At 62.3% G+C, this 24,210-nt stretch carries 19 protein-coding genes and 1 pseudogene; 12 read left to right on the top strand and 8 right to left on the bottom strand.

Going from position 1 to position 24,210, the window contains the following annotated elements; translation table 11 throughout:
* Positions 1–13: 13 nt before the first annotated feature.
* The 5 genes from AB0366_RS23710 to AB0366_RS23730 are packed head-to-tail and all read left to right on the top strand — an operon-like array spanning position 14 to position 6,720.
* Positions 14–1,510 (top strand): MFS transporter, encoded by a 1,497-nt coding sequence (locus tag AB0366_RS23710; protein WP_366246143.1) that lies wholly within the window; start codon positions 14–16, stop codon positions 1,508–1,510.
* Positions 1,507–2,796 carry an NtaA/DmoA family FMN-dependent monooxygenase gene (locus AB0366_RS23715; RefSeq protein WP_366246145.1) on the top strand — a complete coding sequence of 430 codons (1,290 nt, stop codon included), beginning with the start codon at positions 1,507–1,509 and terminating at the stop codon, positions 2,794–2,796. The genes AB0366_RS23710 and AB0366_RS23715 overlap by 4 nt, the downstream gene beginning before the upstream one ends.
* Positions 2,796–4,235, top strand: coding sequence for an MFS transporter (locus tag AB0366_RS23720; RefSeq protein ID WP_366246146.1), 1,440 nt, complete (start codon positions 2,796–2,798; stop codon positions 4,233–4,235). The genes AB0366_RS23715 and AB0366_RS23720 overlap by 1 nt, the downstream gene beginning before the upstream one ends.
* Complete coding sequence (locus AB0366_RS23725; RefSeq protein ID WP_366246147.1) at positions 4,199–5,395, top strand: NtaA/DmoA family FMN-dependent monooxygenase; 1,197 nt, start codon at positions 4,199–4,201, stop codon at positions 5,393–5,395. Before AB0366_RS23720 ends, AB0366_RS23725 begins: the two co-directional genes overlap by 37 nt.
* The gene (locus AB0366_RS23730; RefSeq protein ID WP_366246148.1) at positions 5,392–6,720 is read left to right on the top strand and encodes an NtaA/DmoA family FMN-dependent monooxygenase; all 1,329 of its coding nucleotides are present in this window, start codon (positions 5,392–5,394) and stop codon (positions 6,718–6,720) included. The genes AB0366_RS23725 and AB0366_RS23730 overlap by 4 nt, the downstream gene beginning before the upstream one ends.
* Before the next feature lie 45 nt (positions 6,721–6,765).
* On the opposite strand, the gene AB0366_RS23735 is transcribed toward AB0366_RS23730, so the two are convergent.
* Positions 6,766–7,617, bottom strand: coding sequence for a GntR family transcriptional regulator (locus tag AB0366_RS23735; RefSeq protein ID WP_366246149.1), 852 nt, complete (start codon positions 7,615–7,617; stop codon positions 6,766–6,768).
* 293 nt (positions 7,618–7,910) lie between these two features.
* Here AB0366_RS23735 and AB0366_RS23740 point away from each other — a divergent pair, with 293 nt between their 5' ends.
* Positions 7,911–8,831 (top strand): ABC transporter ATP-binding protein, encoded by a 921-nt coding sequence (locus tag AB0366_RS23740; RefSeq protein WP_366246150.1) that lies wholly within the window; start codon positions 7,911–7,913, stop codon positions 8,829–8,831.
* Between the two features lie 7 nt (positions 8,832–8,838).
* On the opposite strand, the gene AB0366_RS23745 is transcribed toward AB0366_RS23740, so the two are convergent.
* Entirely contained in the window at positions 8,839–9,474 is a 636-nt protein-coding gene (locus tag AB0366_RS23745) for a hypothetical protein (protein ID WP_366246151.1), read from the bottom strand.
* Complete coding sequence (locus AB0366_RS23750; RefSeq protein WP_366246152.1) at positions 9,474–10,148, bottom strand: hypothetical protein; 675 nt, start codon at positions 10,146–10,148, stop codon at positions 9,474–9,476. Before AB0366_RS23750 ends, AB0366_RS23745 begins: the two co-directional genes overlap by 1 nt.
* Before the next feature lie 261 nt (positions 10,149–10,409).
* Here AB0366_RS23750 and AB0366_RS23755 point away from each other — a divergent pair, with 261 nt between their 5' ends.
* Together AB0366_RS23755 and AB0366_RS23760 are read left to right on the top strand one after the other, a co-directional pair.
* Entirely contained in the window at positions 10,410–10,937 is a 528-nt protein-coding gene (locus AB0366_RS23755) for a hypothetical protein (RefSeq protein ID WP_366246153.1), read from the top strand.
* Between the two features lie 25 nt (positions 10,938–10,962).
* Positions 10,963–11,478: a hypothetical protein gene (locus AB0366_RS23760; RefSeq protein ID WP_366246154.1), complete on the top strand. Its 516-nt coding sequence runs from the start codon at positions 10,963–10,965 to the stop codon at positions 11,476–11,478.
* A 21-nt stretch (positions 11,479–11,499) separates the two neighbouring features.
* Here AB0366_RS23760 and AB0366_RS23765 read toward each other — a convergent pair whose 3' ends face one another.
* The 3 genes from AB0366_RS23765 to AB0366_RS23775 all read right to left on the bottom strand — a co-directional run bounded on the left by AB0366_RS23765 (position 11,500) and on the right by AB0366_RS23775 (position 13,937).
* Entirely contained in the window at positions 11,500–11,973 is a 474-nt protein-coding gene (locus AB0366_RS23765) for a helix-turn-helix domain-containing protein (RefSeq protein WP_366246155.1), read from the bottom strand.
* Complete coding sequence (locus AB0366_RS23770) at positions 11,970–13,076, bottom strand: serine hydrolase (RefSeq protein ID WP_366246157.1); 1,107 nt, start codon at positions 13,074–13,076, stop codon at positions 11,970–11,972. The genes AB0366_RS23765 and AB0366_RS23770 overlap by 4 nt, the downstream gene beginning before the upstream one ends.
* Positions 13,077–13,163: 87 nt before the next feature.
* Positions 13,164–13,937, bottom strand: a complete 774-nt coding sequence (locus tag AB0366_RS23775; RefSeq protein WP_366246159.1) for a hypothetical protein — start codon at positions 13,935–13,937, stop codon at positions 13,164–13,166.
* Between the two features lie 121 nt (positions 13,938–14,058).
* Here AB0366_RS23775 and AB0366_RS23780 point away from each other — a divergent pair, with 121 nt between their 5' ends.
* On the top strand, positions 14,059–16,509 hold the full coding sequence (locus AB0366_RS23780) for an AAA family ATPase (protein ID WP_366246160.1): 2,451 nt from the start codon (positions 14,059–14,061) through the stop codon (positions 16,507–16,509).
* Positions 16,506–16,862: a hypothetical protein gene (locus AB0366_RS23785; protein ID WP_366246162.1), complete on the top strand. Its 357-nt coding sequence runs from the start codon at positions 16,506–16,508 to the stop codon at positions 16,860–16,862. The genes AB0366_RS23780 and AB0366_RS23785 overlap by 4 nt, the downstream gene beginning before the upstream one ends.
* 269 nt (positions 16,863–17,131) lie before the next feature.
* On the opposite strand, the gene AB0366_RS23790 is transcribed toward AB0366_RS23785, so the two are convergent.
* Together AB0366_RS23790 and AB0366_RS23795 are read right to left on the bottom strand one after the other, a co-directional pair.
* On the bottom strand, positions 17,132–18,265 hold the full coding sequence (locus AB0366_RS23790; protein ID WP_366246164.1) for a hypothetical protein: 1,134 nt from the start codon (positions 18,263–18,265) through the stop codon (positions 17,132–17,134).
* A gap of 282 nt (positions 18,266–18,547) precedes the next feature.
* On the bottom strand, positions 18,548–20,380 hold the full coding sequence (locus tag AB0366_RS23795; protein ID WP_366246165.1) for a hypothetical protein: 1,833 nt from the start codon (positions 20,378–20,380) through the stop codon (positions 18,548–18,550).
* Between the two features lie 1,183 nt (positions 20,381–21,563).
* Here AB0366_RS23795 and AB0366_RS23800 point away from each other — a divergent pair.
* Both AB0366_RS23800 and AB0366_RS23805 read left to right on the top strand, forming a co-directional pair.
* Positions 21,564–22,025, top strand: a pseudogene (locus tag AB0366_RS23800) (AAA family ATPase); the annotation flags it as partial.
* Between the two features lie 156 nt (positions 22,026–22,181).
* Positions 22,182–24,209: a hypothetical protein gene (locus AB0366_RS23805; protein WP_366246180.1), complete on the top strand. Its 2,028-nt coding sequence runs from the start codon at positions 22,182–22,184 to the stop codon at positions 24,207–24,209.
* Position 24,210: the final 1 nt, after the last annotated feature.

Here is a 24,210-nt window from a genome sequence, read left to right on the forward strand (position 1 = left end):
GAGGGTCGATCCGGTGACGGAGGTGCGGCCCGACTCCTATCCCTGGCGCGTGCTGTCCGTCACCGGGCTCGGGATGAGCCTGACGTTCGTGTCGGTGTCGATGCTCCCCGTCGCCCTACCGGACATGAGTGCTGGACTCGGTGCGTCTGCAGCACAGACGGATTGGTTCATGCTCGCGTACCTGCTCACCACGGCAGTGTTCATCCTGGTGCTCGGCAAGCTCGCAGACATCGTGGGCCGACGCCCGGTCTACCTCGCCGGACTGGCATGCCTGACCGTCAGTGCCGCGGTCATCGCGCTGGCGAGCGACCCGAACATCGTCATCGCACTACGCATCGTCCAGGGCATCGGTGCAGCAGCGGTGATCACCAACACGACGGCGTTGCTCGTCGAGGCGTTCGAGCCCCAGAAGCTCTCGATCGGCATCGGCTGGAACATCACGATCATGTCGCTCGCCGTTTCCATCGGACCGTTGCTGGGGGGTGTTCTGACCGAGACCGTCGGATGGCAAGGGGTGTTCGGTGTCCTGGTACCTCTGGGCATCGTGGGGACGGTATGGGCCGCGATCACCTTGCGTCGTACCCCGCGTAAGGCCCGTAACACATCGTTCGATCTTGCCGGTGCCGCCGGCTCGATGGTCATCCTCGGGGGACTGGTCTACGGGGTGAATCGCGGTGGCAGTGCGGGTTTCGGCTCGTGGCAATCGGTGGTGCCGCTCGTGGCGGTGATCGTCGTGCTGCCGGTGTTCTGGTGGTGGGAGAAGCGCGCAGCGGACCCGATCGTTGACCCGGCGTTGCTGGTCGATCGCTTCAGGGGCAGCGCGTACACCGCGTCCTTTCTGGTCACCATGGCCGAAGGCGCTGTCGCGGTGACGATGTCGCTCTACCTGCAGAGTGTCGAGGGGGCGAGCCCCATCCACGCCGGCCTGCAGATCACTGCCCTCGCGGTCGGAACGACAGTGATGTCGCCGATCGCCGGAGCGCTCACCACCCGCGTCTCGACGCGGACGCTGACCACGATATCCACGCTCGGCACTGCCGCCGCTCTCACTGTGCTCGCGTTGCATATCGCGGGACCGGCACGCGCGGTGCCGATCGTGGTGATCCTGTTTCTGCTCGGCCTCTCCGGCGGCATCTTCAAGACGGCCAACGCGTCGGCGATCAACGTGGGGGTGCCCGCCGACCGGTCGGGCATGGCCAACGGTCTTCGCGTGTCTCTGGACAACACAGCGGTGACTCTCAGCACTGCGCTGGCGCTGGTTCTGGCCGTGTCTGCGATCCCACCTGCCCTGCGCGAGGTGGTGTATTCCGGTGACGCTCGGATGTCGACGGAGATCGAATCCGGCGCGCTGACATCGGGATTCGTCCTGGCCGTCGCGGTGATGGCCGTCGCCGCTCTGCTCGCCGGTGTGGCATCGGCGTGGCGTGGAGTGCACCCACACGAACCCGCCGAACTGACTCGGCTGAACACAAGTACCGGACCTGTATCGAGAACAAGGAGCACGGCATGACCAAATTTCATCTGGGATGGTTCACCAACTTCTCCAACCCGCCGTGGAACACGACGTGGGCCGGCGACGAAGGACGCACCTGGGCCAACGGAGAACTGCACGTGGATTTCGCGCGGTCTCTCGAGCGGGCCTGCTTCGACTACATCATGCTCGAGGATTCCTCGATGGTCTCCGATGCGTACGAGCAGATGTCCAGGGTCGACCTCAAATACGGCCTGTATGCGCCCAAGCACGATCCGGTCACCCTGGTGCCGATGCTGACCGCGTCGACGAAGCACATCGGCATCATCGCTACCTGCTCCACGTCGTTCTATCCGCCGTGGTTGCTCGCTCGACGGTTCTCCACGCTCGATCATCTGAGTCGAGGTCGCGTGGGCTGGAACGTCGTGACGTCGAGCGAGGATCGCGCCGCGCAGAACTACGGGATGGACAAGCTGGCCGAGCACGACCAAAGGTACGAGCGCGCAGATGAATTTGTAGATCTGGTCAAGCAGCTGTGGGCATCGTGGGAGGACGACGCCATGGTGCTCGATCGAGAGAGCGGTACGTACGTCGACCACACCAAGGTGCACGTGACGAACTTCCGCGGCAAGTACCATGCGTCTCGCGGGCCGCTGAACCTTCCTCGATCTCCGCAGGGCGAGCCGGTGATCTGCCAGGCGGGCGGGTCTCCGCGCGGACGCGAGTTCGCCGCTCGCAACGCCGAAACCATCCTGAGCGCAGCCAAGGATCCAGCGGCGATGAAGGCCTTTCGCGACGACATCAGGATGCGGATGGAGAAGGCCGGTCGTGATCCGGACAGCTGCAAGATCATGTTCATCACGCAACCGGTGTTGGCGGATACCGAGGCGGACGCTCGCGCGAAGGTGGATCGCATGGCAGCCGATGTCGATTCACGCATCGAGTCCGCGCTCGGCCACATCTCTGCGCTCACCGAAATCGATCTCTCCACATACGAACTCGACGAGGAGTTCCCCGAACTGTCCACCAACGGACACCGAACCACGCTCGGTGACTTCCTCTCGTACGGCAACACGCCGCGCTCGGCTGCTTTGGGTTGGTCGATGAAGAACGTGCACTACGTCGGCACTCCGGACTCGGTTGCCGAGCAGATGGGCGAGACGATGGACTTCGTCGGGGGCGACGGATTCCTCATCACCGGCAGTATCGGTCGACGGTACGTCGGAGAGATCACCGAAGGCCTCGTCCCGGCGCTGCAGCGCCGCGGACTGGTGCGTACCGAATACGAGCACGAGATGTTCCGTGAGAATCTCATGTCGTTCTGATGCGGTTGCTGCGCAGAGACTCCGTGGTTCCCGGGCCGGTCTACGCGTTGGCGTTCGTCAACGTGTGTATCGGACTCGGGTACGGCGTCGTGGCTCCGGTCATCCCGGTGTTCGCACGGGACTTCGGAGTCTCCGATCTCGCGGCGTCGTCGGTGGTGAGTATCTATGCCTTCACCCGGGTGCTCTCATCGTTCGGTGCCTCACGGTTGCTCGTGAGATTCGACGAACGGTCGGTGCTCACCGCAGGCCTGTTGCTGGCTGCGGTGTCTTCGCTCGCCGCGGCGTTCGCGCCGACATTTCTGTCGTTGCTGATCCTGCGGGCCGTGGGCGGCGTCGGCACAGCGATGTTCACCGTGGCCGGGCAACAACTGCTGTTCCGCTACAGCACCCCCGACACCGGAGGAAGAACCGCGTCGGTCTTCCAATCGGGGTTTCTGATCGGCGGAGTCCTGGGTCCGGTGATCGGCGGAGCCGTCGCATTACTGTCGCTCCGCGCACCGTTCCTGACGCACGCGGTGACCTTGATCGTCGGTGTCGCCGTCGTCTGGTTCGCCTTCCGGTCGAGCGACAAGAAGGACGCCGCGAACGGCGTCGTGCACGATCTGTCGACGCGTCCGGAGATCATGACGCTGCGAAGCGCACTGCGACACCGCGGCTTTCGGGCGTCGATCGCGTCGAATTTCGCCAACGGCTGGGTCGGAAACGGTGTGCGTTTCACCCTGGTTCCGCTGTTCGTCGCCACCGTGATCGGCGGCAGCCCGTTCGTTTCGGGTCTCGTTCTCGTGGTCGGGGCGGTGGTGCAGATCGTGGTCGTCAAACCTGCGGGCAAGCTGGTCGACAGCTGGGGCAGGCGACCGATGCTGGCGTTCGGGTCGGCGGCGATCCTGCTCGGAATCTGCGCTCTCGCTGCCTTTCCGACGCTGCCGGTCCTGATCGTGACGATGGTGCTCTGGGGAGTGGGCGGTACGTGCGCCATGGTCGCCAGCGCAGCGACGGTCGGCGACGTTCTGGCGGGCAAGGGTGGCAGTCCCGTCGCCGTCTATCAGGTCACCTTCGACGTCGGCACCATGCTCGGCCCGCTCGTTGCCGGAGCCGTTGCCGCACAGGTGTCGTACTCGCTCGCCTTCACTGCGAGCATCCCGGTCGCCGCGCTGGCACTGCTGCTGGCACTGCGACCGTGGCGCACCACCGCAATCTCGACGCCCGAAACGAAAGTGGTCGTCAACGAGGAATCCGCGGTGCCTGCGCCCACCATTCGCAATCACTCCATGGGAAAAGAGGATCGATGTCACAACCGTTCACACTCGGGTGGTTCACCAACTACCTCGTACCGGACTGGACCGGCCCCTTCGCCGGTACCGGCGGAACAGACTGGGCCGACGGCTCTTTCGCTGTCGACATCGTGCGCAGGTTCGAGCAAGCGGGAATCGACTTCGTGATGTTGGAGGATTCCACCGCGCTGACCGACATCTACGGAGGCACCTTCGAATCCGAACTCAAGTGGACGCCGCGTGCGCCCAAACACGATCCGATGGCGCTGGCCTCGCGCCTGGCGTACGAGACCGACAGAATCGGGATCGTCGTCACCGCGTCCACCAGTTTCTACCCACCCTTTCTGCTCACCCGGTTGCTGTCCACACTCGACCACCTCAGTCGTGGCCGAATGGGCTGGAACATCGTCACCTCCACCGGAGATCGCGCAGCGCAGAACTTCGGCCGGGACACATTGCCCACCCACGATGCGCGCTACGAGATCGCCGAGGAGTTCGTCGACGTCGCGAACAAGCTGTGGGCGTCCTGGGACGCCGATGCAGCGTCGCCGATCGTGCCGAATCTCGAGTCGTACGTGGACCACACCAAGGTGCGGACGATCGATCACGCCGGCGAGCACTTCTCGGTCCGCGGACCGCTGAACACACTGCCGAGTCCGCAAGGCAAGCCGGTGCTGTGCCAGGCCGGCGCGTCGAAGTCCGGCATCGACCTCGCCGCGCGGGTCGCGGATCTGGTGGTCGCTGCGCCCAAGGGGCGTGAGGCGATGCGCGAGTACCGAAAGACTGTGCGGGGCCGTGCAACGGAGTTCGGGCGCGACCCGGACGAGGTCAAGGTCTTGTACATGGTGACCCCAATTCTGGGGGAGACCGAGGACGACGCTCGGCGCAAGGCCGAGCGCTACTACGAAGCGACCGATGCGGCCATCGCGCGACGGCTGATCATGTTGTCCGGGGACATCGACTTCTCGATGCTCGACGTGGACAAGCCGATTCCGGACGACCTACGCACCGAGGGCAGTACCAGCATTCTCGACAACCTACGGAAATGGGCGAACGGCCGGTCCATTCGCGAGACCGTGGCTACCGAACGCACCGAGTCGCTTCGGCTCGTCGGGACGCCGCAGACCGTGGCCGACGAAATGGAGAGTGTCATGGACGACGTGGGTGGAGACGGATTCCTGTTCTTCGGGGGCGGCGGTGGAGTGCTGAACCGCCGATACGTCGACGATGTCTGCGACGGGCTGATGCCCGAGCTCTCGCGTCGAGGTGTGGCCGGCACCGGATACCGGGGCAGCAACCTCCGCGAGCATCTGGCAGGTGCGCGATGAGCGCACCACGGATTCACCTGGCCTGGTTCACCAGCTTTCGGCCACCGGTGTGGAGCTCCCACTGGACCGGCTCGGATTCCGATACCTGGGCCGACGGACGGTTCCACGTCGAGATGGCCCGCGCGCTCGAACGTGCGGGCTTCGACTATCTGATGCTGGAGGACTCTGCGATGGTGTCCGACAGTTACGGCGGCACCACGGAATTCGATCTGGCGAAGGCGCAGTACGCCCCGAAACACGATCCGGTGGCACTGGTTCCGATGCTGGCCGCTGCCACGTCGCGGCTCGGGATCGTGGCCACAATGTCCACCAGTTTCTATCCGCCGTACCTGCTGGCACGTACGGTCTCCACTCTGGACCACATGTCGCACGGGCGGGTCGGGTGGAACGTGGTGACCTCCAGTGAGGACCGCGCGGCCCAGAACTTCGGGATGGCCGCGCTGCCGCCGCACGACGAACGGTACGAGCGCGCAGAGGAATTCGTCGAGGCGGTCGATGCGCTGTGGGGTTCCTGGGATCCCGACGCGGTGGTGATGGACCAGTCGACCAACACCTACGCCGACCACACCAAGGTCCGCGATGCGAACTACGTCGGAAAGTATCACCGCACCCGCGGTCCGCTGAACACGCTGCCGATGCCGCAGGGCAGGCCGGTGATCTGCCAGGCAGGCGGCTCGCCGCGGGGACGGATGTTCGCCGCTCGCAATGCGGACACGATCATCTGCCAAGCCCAGGGCATCGAGGCGATGAAGGCCTTCCGCGACGATGTTCGATCCAAGGCCGCCGACGCAGGACGTGATCCCAACACGATCAAGATCCTGTACATCGTGGCTCCGGTACTCGGCGACACGGATCAGGAGGCGCGTGAGCTCGATGCGCGCTCCCGTGAAGCCACCGACGGCCGCGTGCATGCGGCGCTCGCGCACATCTCCGCAGTGACGGGCAACGACCTGTCGACCCTCGACATGGATGCGCCGCCGCCGGAGCTGTCCACCAACGGTCACCGAACCACGCTGGCGGACTTCCTCGCGGGTTCGGGCAGCAGCAAGTTCAACGACGACGGCACTCCGAAGACGTTGCGCCAGTTGGCCGCGACGTGGTCGATCACATCGGTGCCGCTGGTGGGAACGCCCGATACCGTTGCCGAGCAGATGGAGGAGGTCATCGATGCCGTCGGCGGAGACGGCTTTCTGATCACCGGAAAGTTGGGGCGTCGGTACTACACCGAGGTCACCGACGGTCTGGTACCTGCGCTGCGTCGGCGCGGGTTGGTGCGAGAAGAGTATGCGCACACTCAGTTCCGAGACAATCTGCTGGATTTCTGACGCCCCGGTGCCAGGGGGGTCGGTGTTCGCACCGACCCCCTTTTTTCAGTTCAGCGTGGTGGTGCCGGCGGTGCCGGTGGATCCGATGATCGCTACTCGGTCTGCCCGAAAGTGAGTGAAGCTGAGCTCGGACGGCCGTCCGTCGGTATCGCGAGTGATCAACTCGCGCAACAGTACCGGTGACCCCACCTGCATTTCGAGCAGCTCCGCCGCTCGTTCCTGACACGAGATGGCTTCCACGACAGAACTGCTGCCGCCGTAGGTGGTGCCGAAAATTCGATGATGGGCAACTGCGATCGGCGGGAACTCCGAGTGGTTGCTCTCGACTCGCTCGGTGAACTCGTCGATGTCGAAGTCCGTGATGCAGTACCCGACGCGCAGGTAGAGCGGCTTTCCGTTCATCCGGCCGATCTGCTCGAGCAGGATCACCGATTCCACGTCGGCACCGATGAACTCCTGAATCACCGCGGGTGCAGTGATGCGTCTGCATTCCAACGTCTCCACCGTCAGCCGACCCTCGTCCGGCATCCCGGCCCACGCCCTCGGACCCACTTCACCGTCGCGGACGGCCACGATGTCGTGGGCAATCGACGTTCCTGCTCGACGCGCCCGCAGCACGACGCCGTCGTCAGCGAGCATCTGAAGAGCCTTGCGCACAGCGTTTCTCGTCGCCCCCAGCGTCTCGATGAGATGCTGTTCGGAGAGGATCTCGTCGTGGGGCATCGTGCCCCGGCGGATTCCCGAGCGGATCAGCTCGTACACGCGGCGGGGCGAGGTCACGAACTTCTCGCCGCGGTTCGACTGCGCACGAATGTATCTGGTTCGTTGCTCGTCGGCTCGTCTGCGCAGATGGGCTGCAACAGAGCCGGATTCGTCGTCGAAGAAGGGGCGGGTCATTCGTCAGGGCCTTCCGAGAATGCGCACCTGGGGATGCGCAAAGAGTGAGAAGGGTGGCCGCCACGTCGAGATCACCTGTACCGACGTCGAGTCTATCGGAGATCGGGTGCTGACCCCGAATGGGCGACGCGGCCTTTATGTCGGGATCGAAGTAAGAACGCCCTGTTCAGAGCTCTGTGCGTGTTGGCGAACCGTGCGTAATGCGCTGTTTACCGTTTTCGTGGCCGCGGGAAACACCGTGGCGCAACCATGGGAGGCGTCCATATTCGACGGCGTCTCGGTGGGAGACAAAAATGACGACAACTGCAGAGCCCGAGTCTCTTTCGCTTTCGATCCGCGCGAACGATGCGCAAGCAGGCTCCGAGCCTACCGCTGGCACATCGGTGCTCGATGTCGAGAATCTCAGTGTGACGTACGGCTCCGGAGACAGCGCGGTAGTGGCGGTGAGAGATGTCTCGTTCGCTATCGCGCCCGGTCAGCGGGTTGCGCTGGTGGGCGAGTCCGGATCAGGCAAGTCGACTCTGGCCATGACGATCGCAGGACTGCTCGACGTGTCGGCGGGCGCAACTGTCGACTCGACGCGGTTGGAGTTCGAGGGCAGGCCAGCGCAACCCGAAACCGGCCGCAGCGTGCCGCGGCGCACCGAGGGAATCGCGATGGTGTTCCAGGACGCGATGACGGCGCTGGACCCGGTGTGGACCATCGGGGGTCAGTTCAAGCACGTACTGGCGGGAGCGGGCATCACGGGTAGACGCGAGCGAACGGATACGACCGTATACTGGCTCAACAAGGTCGGACTGTCGGATACCCGACGCGTGATGCGGAGTCGGCCCTACGAGCTGTCGGGCGGAATGCGGCAACGGGTGATGACGGCGCTGGCGCTGTGTGGTTCGCCGCGGCTGTTGATCGCCGACGAACCGACGAGTGCCTTGGACGCGTCACTGGCTCGCGGAACGATGGAGCTGCTGCAGCAATTGACGCAGGAGCAGGGGACCGCGCTGCTGATTGTCAGTCACGACATCAAGCTCTGTCTCGAATTCTCCGACACGATGTTGGTGATGTACCGAGGGGAGCTGGTGGAGCAGAAGCCGTCCGCGGACATCGTCCGAACGGCCGCCCATCCTTACACTCAGGGGTTGCTCGGCTGCATCCCCACGTTGGCGAACCGGTCGGCAACCAGACTTCCGGTGCTGCGGGACTTCATGCCGGCCTGAGATCGGGTCAGTTCCAGGTTGCCTGCTGCATCGACAGCACAAATCCGTGTCCGCTACCCGCGTCGCAGATCATCGCCTCGACGCGCGAGTAGCAGGTGTAGCCGTTGAACGAAATGGACGTGTTGTAGTCGAGTGATCGAGCGTCCTGGACTCCGAATGCGCCCTGGTTGAAGCACATCGGCGTCACCTGGCCCGGGTCCAGAAAAAAGCCTTTGCTCAGTTCGTCGGCCGAGAACGGTGGTTTGTCGCAGTCCGCGCCATCGGGTATCGGCGCGTCCGTGGCTTGGCAACCGGACGAGAACGCGGTGGAACCGAGCTTGCAGAAGATGTTGCCCGACGGCGACTTCCAACCGACCTGGTCATTTGGCGCGGCATACATGGCCGGATCGACGGGGGTGATGGGTGCGGTGTTGCTCGCAGGATCGGCGGCCGTTGCACTGGTAACGGTGGGTGCCTCGGCTGATTCGCTGTAGCCACCGGCGTTCGACGGCGGCGCGATGGTGACCTGCGGAGGCGCGGGTATCTGCGCGACGATGCTGGTCGTCGGAGCCGGATCAGCAGCGGGTGTTTCCTGACTGCCGCAGGCCGTCAGTGCCGCTGTGGCGAGCACTGCGGTCAGCGTGAATTTCCAGAACTCCTCCATCAGAACGCAAGGTTGACGTCGCGGGAGATCATGAAGCCCCGGTCGCCGTCGTAGCAGGTGATACCGGCTTCGGTGGAGCGGCAGAAGGTGCCGGTGACTCCGATAACCTGGCCGTACTGGAGTACCTGGACGTCACCGCTGTTTGGATCGCCGACGAAGATGCCTTGATTGGTGCAGATCTGTTCGACGGTTCCGTCTTGGCGAATCTGTACTCCATAGGTGTTGTTTTCCGTGTTGAGGCATTCTCGGCCGGTATTGCCCGGTACCGAGTAGCGAACTTGGCAGCCCACGATGGTCCCTGGTGCGTTGTACGAATTGAATCCGCAGTGCACATTCCCGCTGGGGGAGGTGAAGAAGAACTGTCCTCCGGCTTGCTCGAAGTCGCGTGCATCGACGTTGACGTCGTCGCTGTTGGGTGCGGGCGTCACGGCTGGTGCGCCCGCAGCGGTGGGCAGTGCTTGTGCTGGGGCGACGACCTCGGGAGCCTGTGAGGTTCCGTCTGAGCCGCTACCGCCGTCGGCGTCGGTGTACCCGTTCGCCGACGGAGCAGCCGCTGCGCTGGTGGCCGGGGTGGGTGGGTTGCTCACCGGCTCGTCGGAGCTGCACGAGGTGGATGCGAAAACGGTAGCGGCGATCAGCGCACCTGTGGCAACGATTTTACGGACTTGCCTCATTCGATGGTCCTCACCGGTGGCTGCGGAGTGCATCACCTCTGATCAGTAGATCGAACGGTCCAAGTGGTCTGTTAACGTCGTTCGTGTCACGACCCCGTCACGAATCGGTATACGAGCGGTCCTTTTGTCGCTCTGGCTGCGAGGGTGGGTTCGGTAAAGACTCAAGAACCACTTGATGTTTCAGGTTCAACCTGGAGTTCGTGGTTCGATGTCACAAACGACCTGTATCTCGTTGTGCGACAGAATCGAAAGGTATGCAGTATGCGAAAGTCATTGCGGCGAGCGGTAGTAGCGACGGCACTCACCGTTCCCTTGGTGTTCGGCATCGGAGCGGGCACGGCAGCTGCTGCCCCGCAGGTGACGAACCTGCAAGTGCCGATCGTGACCGGATTCCAGATGGCTCCCGGAGCCGTCCCCGGTGGCTTCTTTCAGACCATTCCGATGAAGGCCACTGTGGGCGACGAGCCCGGTGTCGCGCGCTTCTCGGCGACCACCATTGCACCGTTCGCCGATCAATATCCCTACCGGTACTTGAACCTGAACTGGCGAAACCTGGCGACAGGCGCGACAGGGGCAGCCGATCTGCGCCACTGGCAGGACGATCCCACACCGCCCGAGGAGGGCCCCTACGGACGGCAAGACCTCCCCCTCGAGGTGGTAGCGAACACCGGCGCGGGGCCGGTCGTAGTGACGGTCACCCACAGTCGTGACTACTCCAACGACGGTCAATGGGGCTCGCCGTACCTCGACACTCTTCTCCCCGGCGCGGGCGTGGTGCTCGTTCCCTGATTCGACCCCGACGAAAGGTTGCACCATGCAGCGATCGATACGACGGGCCGCGACGGCAATTGCGGTTTCGGTACCGCTGGTCCTGGGTGCGGGCGTAGGCACGGCCGCGGCTGCGCCCACGACGTCCGAGTTGCTGGTTCCGGTCGTCACCGGCCCGGAGGTTGTTTCGAGTGGTGTCCCTGGCGGGCTGTTCCAGACCATTCCGATTCGTACCGTGGTCGGCGAGAAGCCGGGAGAGGTGCGTTTCTCTGCCGCCGACATCAGGCCGTACTACTACCAGTTCAACTACCGGTTCCTGACGGTCAACTGGCGGAACCTGTCCACCGGCGAAGTGGGCTCCGCAGGCTTGCGGCACTGGATCGATGAGGTCGATCGGACTCAACCCGCCAATCAGGGTGGCTCGCAGGCATTCCGCCTGCCTCTCGAGGTGACGGCTCAGACGGGTGCAGGTCCAGTGTTCGTGACCGTCACCCATGACCGCGAGAATCCTGATGCGTCGAACGCCCTCATCCCCGGCTTGGGTGTGCTGTTCGTGCCGTGATCCGACGGTTGCGCGACGCAGTCAGGTACCCAGATCTCCCGCGATATCCGCAGCAGCGAGCATCGAGACAAGGAGAGGCACAACCTTTTTGGCGGCGATCCGATAGTCTCCGCGACCCTGCTGTTCGACGATGTTCGCCGAGCTCAGCGCCTTGAGGTGATGATAGATCTGGCCGGACGAGCCGAGGCCCACTGCTGCGAGGAGATCCGCCGCGTTCGCCGGGCCTCGCAGCAGTGTGCGCACGATCTGCAGTCGCACCGGATGTCCCAGAGCAGCAAGTACTTCCGATGCGGAGGGAACCGGTAATTCCACGATGGCGTCGGGGGAGTAGCCGATGTCCCAGCGGACCGTTCCGTGCAGATGCACGTCACCTTGGTAGGCGACCATGCCGCCCGTCGACGGGGCTGCATCGAGCTGCTCGGGAGCGTCGCGTCGTTCCAGCTCGGCGACGCGAGCTTCCAGCTCTGCCAGTCTCGATTCGAACTCTGCGCTCACACCACGCAGGCTATCCGGTCGAGTACCTCGGGCGAGAGCATCGCCTCGACGATGAGTTGCTGCTGTACGCCCATTGCGGTCATGGCCTGATCGAACCTGTCCGCAGGGAGGCCGTCGATCAGCCACACTGCCGTGGCGACAGTTCCGTCGTTGCGGCGCAGCTCGAATCCCTGGGTCAGAACGCCGGCGAGGCTGCCGCCCTTGAAGCCGACTCCGCGAACGCTGTCGCCTGCGGGCTGCCATTCCAATTGGCGCACAATGGTGTCGGACGCATCGCCGAAGGTGCCGTCGGTGAAGGCGCGATACATCCCGTTGAGTTGTTCTGCCGAGCCGCCGCGGAAGGTGCTCTGCACTCGGTCGGCTTGTTCCTCGTAGGTCGAGGGCTGGAGGGCTGCGCTGACCTCGGCTCGGAACTGTGGGTCGAACGCCCACATCTGTGCGGTCTCCCATCGGTCACCGTCGGCGACGGCCGGGTCGTACAGCGACAGAATGTCGGTCACCAGACTCGGTACCTGGAAGTCCTCCCACCCTCCGGTCGCGGCGGCGTCGATGATCGCTTGGTCGCCGAGTCGATACCGGAGATAGTCGGGAACCGAGTTGTCGCTCTCCTGGATCATGGCCGTGACCATGTCTTCGATGCGTACCGTGGCCTCGGGATCTGTGGCCGCGATGCCGTCGTTCGCGATGCCCAGCCTGTTCAAGGCGGCCGGATGTGCGCCGGCGTCGGTACCGGGTACATACCAGCGTTCCCAATCAGTGAGCGGCACTTGCTCGTTCGGGTCGATGGTGCCGTTGGCGACCGCCTGGGCGTAGGCGGCAAGGTGCACCACCTTGATTGCCGATGCGAGTACCTGCTCTTGGTCGGCTCGATGTTCGACGGTTCGGCCGCGGCCGTCGTCGATGACGAGGCTGACGGTGTCGGGTGCTTGATCGATCAGTCCGAGCCACCCGTCCTCGGTGGCGAGGTCGGTCGAGGTGACGGGAGCGCAGTTCTCCGGCGTCGGGGTAGTGGTGGTCGTTGCAGTTGCGCCGGTATCGGTGGCGCATCCGCCCACCAAGAGCACAGCTGCGCAGGTTGTCGAGATCCAGGTCGAGCGTCGCATCGAGTTCTCCCATCGCTATTCCGTAATTACGGATAACCATAGAAGCTGATGTGTGGCTCGACAACCCCTCCATAGGGATCGAGCCGTTCAGAACAACGTGGGTGCGGTGTAGCGACCGTGTCGTGCTTCGTTGAGTCGGGCGCTCCAGCGCTGCACGAGCCACATTTCGACGAGCTCGGGGCTGGTACCGATGTCGGTGGCCCAAGCGGTGATGAGTTCGACGTAGCGGTCGTATCGGCGACGAGTGAATCCGGTGACGGACGGATCTTCGAGCCACCCTTCGTGGATGAGTGTCGAGACTCCGTATTGGTCGATCAGCTGCGCCGGACCGCCGTAGACGGACGCCTTCACCGCCCACAGGAACGTGGCCATCAGGGACATCCCGACGCCGGGTGCATCGGGCCATCCGGACCACGTCGAGTTCGGATGGTCGGGCACTGCGCGGTTGCGTACGCAGCTGTCGAGGACAGCGAGCGTTTTGACGACGGGGTTCTCGTCGGGGCGGCTGAGGTGCGGGTTCATGACGTCCGGGAATCGCCGCATCGCTCTGCGGTGCCGGTGGCTGCCCTGCCAGGCTGCGCAGAGAAACAGCAGGCCGAGCGAATCGTGTTCGCCTACAGCCAGATCGGTGCCGATCCGTAAATCGTTGCGCTGCACGGTGCCGCCGCCGTACTCGACAATTTCTCCGTCGAGGTTGCGGCCGCGGAGCCGGAGATCGTGCCCTGCCCTGTCGAGGTGGCCGTTCCACCAATCCAGGTCCACCTCCACACCGTCGTCGAGGACATGCAGGTCGTAGCTGCGGTGCTGACACCACTGCACACAGGCCGTGGGAGGCGGGAACCCCTCGTCGAGTCGTGACATATCGCCATCGAAGCATCGGGTACCGACACACTCGATGGCGTTTTCGATGTCCCTGCGAACTGTCGGTCCCATATGGAACTGTGGGGTCTGGTTAGTCATCAGAACGAACAGGGGAGTGCCGGTGACCGTTGCCGACAATGCTGTCGACAGGCCACTCGTCGACGTGGTGATCGACGCCATCGACGCGGACAATGACCTGTCCGACGAGGCGAAGTACTACGTTCTCGCAGCCCTGGAAGGGCCGACAGCACTGCAAGAGCTGCTCGACGGCATCTCGACCCCGCACGTTCCGGAGCCGTCGGGGAGTCAGCTCCTCGACGAGCCGGTCGGTGCGTTTTTGACCTCGATCACTGTCGCGGGATTCCGCGGTATCGGGCCCAGAGCAGCGCTGGAGCTACACCCCGCGCCGGGCATCACGATCGTCAGTGGCCGCAACGGATCGGGAAAGTCGAGCTTTGCCGAGGCGCTCGAATTCGCGATCACCGGTTCGAGTTACCGCTGGGAGAACAAGGCCAAGCTGTGGGCCGACACCTGGCGCAATCTGCATCAGGGAGATCCGTGTGAGGTGCGGGTGGGGCTCACGATCGAAGGATCCGAACCGACGGTTGTCGGCGTCGACTGGACCTCCGATGCCGCGCTGAAGGGATGCTCCACCTGGACTCAGGTGGGAAACCAGAAGCGCAATACCGGTACCGATGCACTTGGGTGGAAGTCTGCCGTCGAACTACATCGCCCGATCCTGTCTTACGACGAAATCGGCGGACTGTTCGACGCGACGCCGTCCACCCTGCACGACGCCCTGGCCAAACTCCTTGGACTCGACGAGATCACCGATGCCGAGAAGCGACTGACAGCGGTACTCAAGGAAATCAAGGGGCCTAGGCAACGAGCAGCGGAGAGTCTGCGCCAGCTCAAGAACTCGTTATCGGATGCGTCGGATGATCGTGCGAAAACTGCTGCAGCCTTAGTCAGAAAACGGGTCGCGGATCTCGACGCGGTGCTGGCGCTGGCCACCGGAGCCGACGCATCAGCATCGCCCGCGCTCATCGGTTTGAAGCGGCTCGCAGCGTTGAGCGCCCCGACGCAGCAGCGTGTCGACGAGGTGGTGGCGGATCTGCGGGCAGCTGCGGCCGATACCGCGGATTCTGCTGATGAGGCACTGTCGGCGGTGGAGCAGCGCAACGATCTGCTCGATGCGGCCCTGCGACTGCACATTGAGACGGGCACTATCGAGTGCCCGGTGTGTGCGACGGGGACGCTCGACGATGCGTGGGCCGAGCACTCGCGGGCGCAGCTTGCCGAGCAGAGCCAGAAACTGGCCGCCTACAAGAACAGCCGCCGCCGACTCGACCAAGCGCAACGCGCCGCAGTCGAACTGGGGAACGAAATCGCCGACGCCACCGCGGTGGAGGGCGTCGACCTGCCTTCCCTGTCCGAGTATCAAAAGTCGGTCGCCGTGGCGCGCGAGCAACCGTCGAGTTCCTCCGATGTGGCGGATCACTTGGCTACGACGATCCCCGCGGTTATCGAGTCTGCTGAGGCGCTGCGCACCGAGGCCAAGGAAGCGGCGGCTCAGCGTGAGGACACATGGGCACCGATTGCTGGACGTCTGGCCGCGTGGGCCACTCTCGAATCCGCGGCGCGAGAGGCGGATGAGGCCGTCAAGAACGTCGACACGGCCAAGAAGTGGATTGCGTCGCACGCCAAGCAATTGAGGGATCAGCGGCTCGCTCCGATTGCCGAGCAGGCGCGCGACATTTGGGCGGAGTTGCGCCAGGAAAGCAATGTCGACATCGGTGCTATCAACTTGGTGGGTCACAACACCAGCAGGCGAGTGGTGATGACCGGCTCGGTCGACGGCGTGGAGTCCGAGGCACTGTCGGTGATGAGTCAGGGCGAGCTGCATGCGCTGGCGCTCGCGCTGTTCATACCGAGAGCGACTACGCCAAACAGTCCGTTCCGATTCATCGTGCTGGACGACCCGATCCAGGCGATGGATCCGGCGAAGATCGACGGCTTCATCAAGGTGCTGTCGACGCTCGCGAAGACCAGACAGGTCATCGTGTTCTCGCACGATGATCGATTGGCCACTGCGATCAGGCAACTCGCAGTCGATGCTCGACTCGTCGAGGTGATGCGCGAACCAGGTTCCAACATCAGTGTTTCCGAGACACAGAATCAAGCGACCCGGTATTTCAACGATGTGCGGGCATTGGTGTTGGACGAGAATGTGCCCGAGGACGTCAAGCGGCGAGTTGCACCGGGCTTGTTCCGATTGGCTCTGGAATCGGCCGCGCAGCAGGTGTTCTACGCGAAGCAACACCGGGCGGGGGAGTCTCGGATGGCGACCGAAGAGCGGTGGTCGTCAGTGCACAAGACTCGTGACAAGATTGCCCTGGCTGTGCACCAGGATTCCGAACGCGACCTATCGCAGTGGCTCGGCTTCCGCACCGAACGATTCCCGACGCTCCATATTGCGAACGCCGGCACTCACAAAGGTGCAGATCGACCGATCACCTGGGAAGTGGTGAACGATCTGAAGAAGATGGTCGACGGGATCCTCGCCGAATGATTACGACCACGTCACCGGCAGTAGCGCTGAGAAATGCCGAACTGCTGCTCGACGGAAGTCACGGTGCTGCAGGCGGTTCGGCGCGTCTGGCTGCGTTCCTCGCTCGCCAGGCGTTGGAGGAATTGGTAATCGAGCGTTGCGTGGCGTTGGGCGTAGATATCGAGCGACCGAGTATGCGATCGCGCTTGGTGATTCTGCGGTCGCTCGATACGGCCGAGAATGCCGACGCTGCAGCGATGGCATGGAGCAGGTTGAGCAACGCATGCCATCACCATGCCTATGAACTTGCGCCGACGGTGGATGAAGTGCGTCATCTGTGTGGAGTGGTTGCTGTGCTGCTGGAGGGCATATGACGATAGAACCAATGAGCCCCGGGGTGGCAGCGTCCACGACGCGACCGACGACATGCTGCGAGAGCAGTGGCCCTCTGTCCTCGCGCGCAAGGTCGTTCCCCTGCCGGTTCGTCAAGTGCACATCGTTCACCGGGTACACGCCACATCACAAAACGTCGGTCGGATATTGGCGACCACGGGTGCCTCTGACCGCGTCAGTGCGATGGCGGCTCTCGTGTGAGACTGATCCGATCTGTTGATAGTGAGCAGAAGTCTGCTGTATGCCGGGGTCAGGGTGTTGAGGTGAAGTAGAGAACGCCGAGAAAAATAGTCAGCGCGACTGCCAAAATCGCTCCCGCAAAATAATGTAGTTGCAGCCGCTCCGGCTGGCGATCGTTCTCAATCGAACTTAGAGAAGACGGTCGTTTACTGTAGACAACTCCAAGGATGGCAATTGAGCTGTACAACAGGTACCCGGCACCGACAATTGTTATGGCGAATATATTGCGTGTAGGGCTATCCTTGACCAGGGCTAGCCAAACCATAGTCGCAACGAGGGTTGCTGGGGTACCTGTCAAGAATGTCAAATAAACAGCTCGATTCCAACTCCACGTCTTTGAGTCCCAGAGTTTCCCCTGTGGCAGTCCACATACGATGAGGAAGACCAGGAGCGCGCTGATCGCGAGTCCAAGCTGAGCCGAGAAGTCAATCGGGGTGTTGTGTCTGGACTCGACGATGGCGTAAGAAAAAAGGTACAAGACTGCGGAAGCGCCGATGAAGGTGACAGCGATGAGAAAAATCGTATTCAACACTTGGTGGGCGTTGCTGAGGGAACTTCCGCGGATACAGCTTTTCCAATCTTGATGGTCCGCCTTAATTTTGTCGTCGAGGTTGGGGCAATCTGCAAGTTGCTGATATCGAACGAACGCAAATATTACTAGAGTGACCAACGGAAGTACGATATTAAACGCTGATTCATATTGGTAGGACTCTAACCATGCTGTGAAACCTGGCGTTCTTTCTACCGCCCAGAAGAATCCTGCTGCAGCCAGCGCTCCAGTCAGATTGCCAAGAAAGTGGCCGCGAAAGCGCTTCTTCGCATCGAACACCTCATTCCCATGGCGACGGAAACGCCATTCGAGCAAACCTGCCAGTGGGGAGGAAATTCCCAACGTTAGCAGTGTTAATCCGACTACCCATGCGGGCGTCGACGCCGGGTATAAAGCAAACGACGCTTCCCCTGTGACAAGGCTCGACGCGGCCCCTGTCAAGATTAGAACAGGAACTTGAATAAGCACCGTTGCAATTAAAAAGTTTATCCATATCGGCTGAGCTTTCGGGTAGATGTTCTGTGGTGCTGTTGACAAAATCAAAATCACGACTTGAAAAGCAACACTGACCCAGACTATATATGCCTCATTCATTTATCCCCCCGCGGTCTTGGCGATTCATCCAGAACGGAGGTGAGTGTAACGTCACTAGGGTCCCGCTTGTTTAATGCTGTGGATAACTAAAGGTGCCGAATCGACACGACGATCTTCCGGTAGCGCGGGGACGTCCAGCGAAACGTAGGTAGCACACGTCTCCCTAGCTGGGAATTGATGCGCTGACCGTCCTGCCAGGTCCCAGATCGCGGCCCGAGAGCCGAAGTCAACACGGTGGGTTGGTTGAAACGCGTGAAGGAACGCCTAGTCCGAAAGTGACCGTCAGGATTCAATCGACTTCCGCTCCTCGATAGCCTTCTTCTCTTCGAGCAGGAGTCGATCTGTTTCTGACTCTGCAGCTACAAGTGCCTTTGGGCCGAGACCTTTTTCGAGCATGAACGCAAGCAGACGCGAAACGGTGAACTTTCCCGAGTGCAACGCTTCGAGTGCCGGCGATTTCGGGTCGCTGTAGACCGACAAACGGTTGATCCGCGCAGAGAGCTGCGTCTCCAGGTCCGTGATCTGGTACCAGAGATCCTCGTCGTAGGGTAGTTCCAGAATCTTTCGAGCGTGCTCCACGGCTACCCGCAGTACCAAAGTGTTCGAGTCGTTGATCGGTTGGGCCGGACCTCCGCCCGCTGTTGCCGCTGTCGTTGCGACGGCGGCTCCCGTTCCGGCGAGCCCACCGAGCATGGCCAGGCCGCCCACCATGCCACCTGGGCCGAGAGCGGCAAGACCACCGGTCAGTGCGGCGGCACCGAAAACGCCGGCGGGTGCCGCAACAATCAGCCCGACGGGCCCAGCCGCGACGATTGCGACACCGGCTGCCGCGGTGAGCACACGTCCCCACGGCACCCCTCCTTTGCGGCTGACGTAGCTCTGGACATCTTCGATCGCACTTCCGATCTTGGTTCCGGTCGAACGCTGGAACCCCAATTCGACTGTCAGGTCGGCAAGTGCATCTTTCGGCGCGCGCTCTACATTGATCTCGTACGGTTCGATCAAGTTGGTCATTGCGAGCACAACGAGCTCGCTGACTGCTTCATGTAGTTCCCACCGATGGGGAAGCCTCGGAACTGTGCCTCGCGCGAGTTCGTACAACTCGGGTGCGACAGTCGTATCGGACGCTGCGGCTGCGGCTTCGATCTGTGCGACCACTTCGTCTTGCTGCGCGCTCAGTGCGTCTGCGTATCGGGCGGCGGCGTTCTTGTCCTTGATGTGCCGCTGAACTGCATGTCCGAAGTGAAGTGACAACAGAATGCTGGCTTCGTTGTCCCCTAGTCGAACAGCGATGCCTGACTCCCGAAGGGCAACTGCTTTGGTCGGATACAGCACATCTGCTAGCAGGCCGGAGACAGAAGGGTGCCCGAGATACGTGTTTGCTCCGTGCTGTCCGCCGATATCGATGGTGAAATCCTGAGCGCCTGGAAACGTCGACGCGAGCCCGCGCCCACCAGTCACGACGTCTCGTCTGTCGAAGAAGTTGGTCCAGTCGTCGACCCGCGCGTAGGGAAATTTCTTGAGAAGCCGGTCGCTGTTCTCGTGCAGCGGCCGAGAACTTGCCGGACTACCGATTGTGACGAAGCGGCGTACGCGTAGTCCCTCATGCAAGTTGTCGAGTAGGTCGATTGCTACGACGCTTCCCAGGCTGTGGCCGACGAGGATGATATCGCCGCTTCCCGGAAGGTTGTCGAGAATCAGCTGGAGAATCGCCCCGCGGGTGCCTTCACTCTGCATGTACCGCTTGACTTGTGGGAGGTCGTACCAGGGAATTGCGTTGATGGCAGCTTCCTGGAGGGCGGAAAGAGGGGCCTCTGGAACTCTGTCGAAGCCGAATGATCGGACGCCCGACTCCGATCCCAGCTTGCGCTGGACCTTCGCTTGGCGTCTCTCGAACTCACGACGTCCGGAAGCGTCGTCCTTGGGCTTGTACGTGACCGGAGGAACCTTGGCCGAGACACCGGCAGTGTTCAGGAGCGACCGGTAACGAGGCGCAATCACGCGTTCTTTTTCCACCGGGGGATGACCTGCCTGCATCAGGCCTCGGTTGAGCCCGTCGAGCCAGCCCATCGTCGGGTCACCGTCGCCAATGCCGTGCAGGAAAACAACTCTCATCTCACGCGCCTTCTGTAAGTGCTTGGTCTCATTGATAGCCACAGGATTCTCGGGTCACTGTGCACTATCGGTCCGACATCGTTGTCGCCCCCCCCAGCTCTCGTTCATCCAATCGAATGAACGTCGGCACGAAACCGCAGGGAGCTGTGATCACCGTCGATTTCCTCTTCGGCTTGCGAAACAAATGTCCCATTCAACCGATACATTGACGGCAGGGCGAGTACGTCGCCTCGGAGTTCAGTTATTGGAGTAGACATTGGCTGGTCGAGAGCACGACGCAGAGCTCAAGAGTCGGGTGAAGCGCCTGATGCAGTTTCTTCGCGAGATCGTGAAGTCCCGAACCAGCCCCATCCTTCGTGTTCACGAGCATGCTCAGATCGAGTGGTTGTACCGCTACGACCGCGTCACCCAGATCGACGTCTCTGTGGAGCAAGGTGGAGTAGCAGTTCGCGCTCCGCGTGTCAGCGTCGAAGATCCTCCGCAGGTTCCGGCATCACTCACGGGCTGGCTGGACCCGAAGGAAGTCGCGGACAGCCGCACGCCGTCATTAGCTCTGGCAGAAACGGGACAGGTTTCCGGCGGACTGGTGTCTCGGGACTCCGCCGAAGCATCCGGATTACGTCGAGAGTTCTCGCAATGGCTGCCGAAGTGGCAAACGTGGGCCGCATCAGACCGCATCCGTCGGCCCCAAGCTGAGCTATACACAGCGTTGCAGATGATGATGCAAGAGCTCGCAGCTCGCCCGGAGTCCATCGAGCTCGTGCTGGCATCGGGGTTGTTGAATGTCAGCTCACCAGACCCCAAGCTGTCGGTGCGAACGCACATCGTGACGCAGAGTGCCGGTGTCGAGAGGGACGAAGCGTCGGGCGACTTGGTCGTGCGTCTGACTTCGCTGAGCTCACCGCGGCTCGAAGACACGCAACTTCTCACCGGCCGAGAAGAATTCGACCCGTCCGGGTCACTCGGACTGCAAGAGGTACTGCGAGAGCATGCGACATCACCGCTGAGCGAGGGGGTTTTGAAGTTCTTGAAGGAGTGGGCACCGCGCGCGCTGAATCAGATGATCGACGTGAACGACCAGAACGAACAGCCGGCCCCGACTGCAAATCGGACCCTCACACCATCGCCAGCGCTGGTCTTGCGTAAGCGTGGTGCATTCGCCTTGGTCGAGTACTACGAGAAGATGATCGTCGACGTTGAGCGCGACGACTCGCCGGTTCCGCTTGGTCTTGCACAGCTTGTCGAAGCCATCGAGCCACACGACCGTCTCGACTGGCTGGAGCGGCTGGGTGCATCCGCATCATCGACGCTTGCAGACGATCCGCTCTTTCCCCTACCTGCCAACGCTGAGCAGTCGCAGATCCTGGAACGCCTTGGTCGCGACAGCGGAGTCGTCGTAGAGGGTCCGCCGGGAACCGGTAAGACACACACCATTGCGAACCTCGTCTCAGCGCTCCTGGCACGCGGACAACGAGTGTTGGTGACCAGTGAGAAGTCTCAGGCACTACGCGTGCTGCGCGACAAGCTCCCGGCCGAGATGCAAGAGCTGTGCGTGTCCATCACCGATCTGGCGCGCGGGGGATCCCACGAGCTGAACAAGAGCGTTGCGACGATTGCAGAGCGCAAGTCTTCGTTCAACGAACGAGCCGAAGATCAACGCATCGACGACCTTGCGGTTCGACGGCAGCGGGCCCGTCAGAATCGGTCGACGATCCTCGAACGCATCCGGTCACTTCGCGAATCCGAGACGTACCAGCACCCTCGGATTGCCCCTGGTTACTCCGGTACCGCCGCTGCAATCGTGAAGGAGGTCAGGGCAAACGAAGAAGCCTTCAGCTGGCTACCCGGACCATTGCTCGCGAACGAGTCGCCCCTGACCGGTGCCGAAATAGATGAACTGCGTGCGCTGATCAATTCCGCTTCCACGACCAGCGATAGCCGCCCGACGCGGCCGTTGCCACCGATCGACACGCTCCTTCCCTATAGTCAGACGCTGGAGAAGTTGTTCCGCCGAGTCACCACCGAGATCGCTACACAGGGAGCCGAATCCGCTCAACTGATCCAGATTCTCGACGGTGTAGATCCACCAACAGCACAACGTGTTCGCGAACTGTGCGAAACATTGGACGGCCGAGTCGATGACGTGCGCGAGCTCGAACCTCACTTTCAGCAGCTCGCCGACGAGGTCCTGTCCGGACAGGCCGACTACTTGTGGGCACGTGTTGCAGGACTGCCTGCGCTGCTCGACGCGGCTGTCCAAGCCGATTCAGTCGTGGGTCATCGCGACGTCCACAGCTCCGATACATCGGGTCAAGCCCTCTCCGTCCTCGACCAACTCGCAGCAGCACTGGAAGCCGGCTCCGAATGGAAACCTGGTCGCTTCTTCAAGAGTGAGCAGCAAAAGGCCTTCGAGCAATCCGGAATCACGGCAACGATCGATGGCTCGCCTGTGTCGAGCGCATCGGCGGCCCGCGCAGCCGCCGAACACGTCAGGGCTTTGGCTGCGATCCGGAACGCCGGAACACTTCTCGCTGATTTGCGCATTCCGGTCGTCACAGACGGATCGCGCGGCTTTCAGATCAACAGCTTGCAGTCCACCCTTCGGGCTCTGAATCAGTTGCGCGCGGTGGCGACCGCGAGGGATGAGCTTGCGAGTACCCTCCGTTCGATCTCGCTGAGCTATCCGCGTGTTCGGTCTCTGACCGAGGCCTCGTCGATTGCAGGTGCCGCCGGTGCAATCGCAACCCGTGCCGATGTCGAGGATGCACGTCGGGAACTGGACGCCTTGGTTCGCGCCGTGTCCATCGAGTTCGATCGCGCACCTTCGCCGGAGGGCGATGCGCTCATCCGTACATTGGCAGCGGCCGATACGGACCTGTTCGCAACGGCCGGCGAGCTTTACATCCTGGCCTGCAACGAAACACGTGATCAGATACGGCTGAGTGAGCTTGAATCACGGCTCAGCAACGTTGCGCCGAACCTTGCAAAGCTCGTGCGGAGCACTGCGAACGACGAGCAATGGGACGGCATCGGCTGGGGCCTCGAGAAGGCGTGGGCATGGCGACGTGCGCAAGAGTGGGTCATCGATCAGCATCGGACCGGACGCGAGCAGGAGCTCGACGCTGACCTCAATGCACTCGACGCTGATATCGCTCAGCTGACCTCCCAGCTCGCAGCTGCCAGCGCCTGGCGAGACTCCTTGAAACGAATGACCGCCATCGAGGTTCAGGCCTTGCAGACTTACCGGGACCACATCTCGAATCTCGGTATGGGCACAGGAAAATATGCAGAAAAGTACAGCAGCGCAGCGCGTTCGGCCATGATCGAAGCGCAGAGCGCGGTGCCGGCCTGGGTCATGCCTCTGCAGCAGGTTCTTGACTCTATCCCCGCCAAGCCGAATTCCTTCGACGTCGTCATCGTCGACGAAGCAAGTCAGGCAGATATCACGAGCCTGTTCTTGCTGTGGCTTGCTCCGCGCGTCATCGTCGTCGGGGACGACAAACAGTGCACACCGAGCGAGGTGTCGAGCGGCGCGTTGGACGTAATTTTCGACCGACTGGATCTCTACCTGCACGACCTGCCCGAGCATGTGCGCACCACCCTTACTCCGCGGTCCAGTCTCTTCTCCATGCTGCGCACCAGGTTCGGCCAAGTTGTCCGCCTTCGGGAGCATTTCCGCTGCATGCCTGAGATCATCAACTGGTCGAGCAACCAGTTCTACCGCGACTCGCCGTTAATTCCCGTGAGGCAGTTCGGAGCCGACCGGCTCCCCCGCTCGCTCATACATATGTCGAAGGCGCGATCAACGCAGGCAAAAGCGCGACGCTGAG

It is taken from the genome of Rhodococcus sp. NPDC076796, assembly GCF_040702765.1.
GTDB lineage: Bacteria > Actinomycetota > Actinomycetes > Mycobacteriales > Mycobacteriaceae > Rhodococcoides.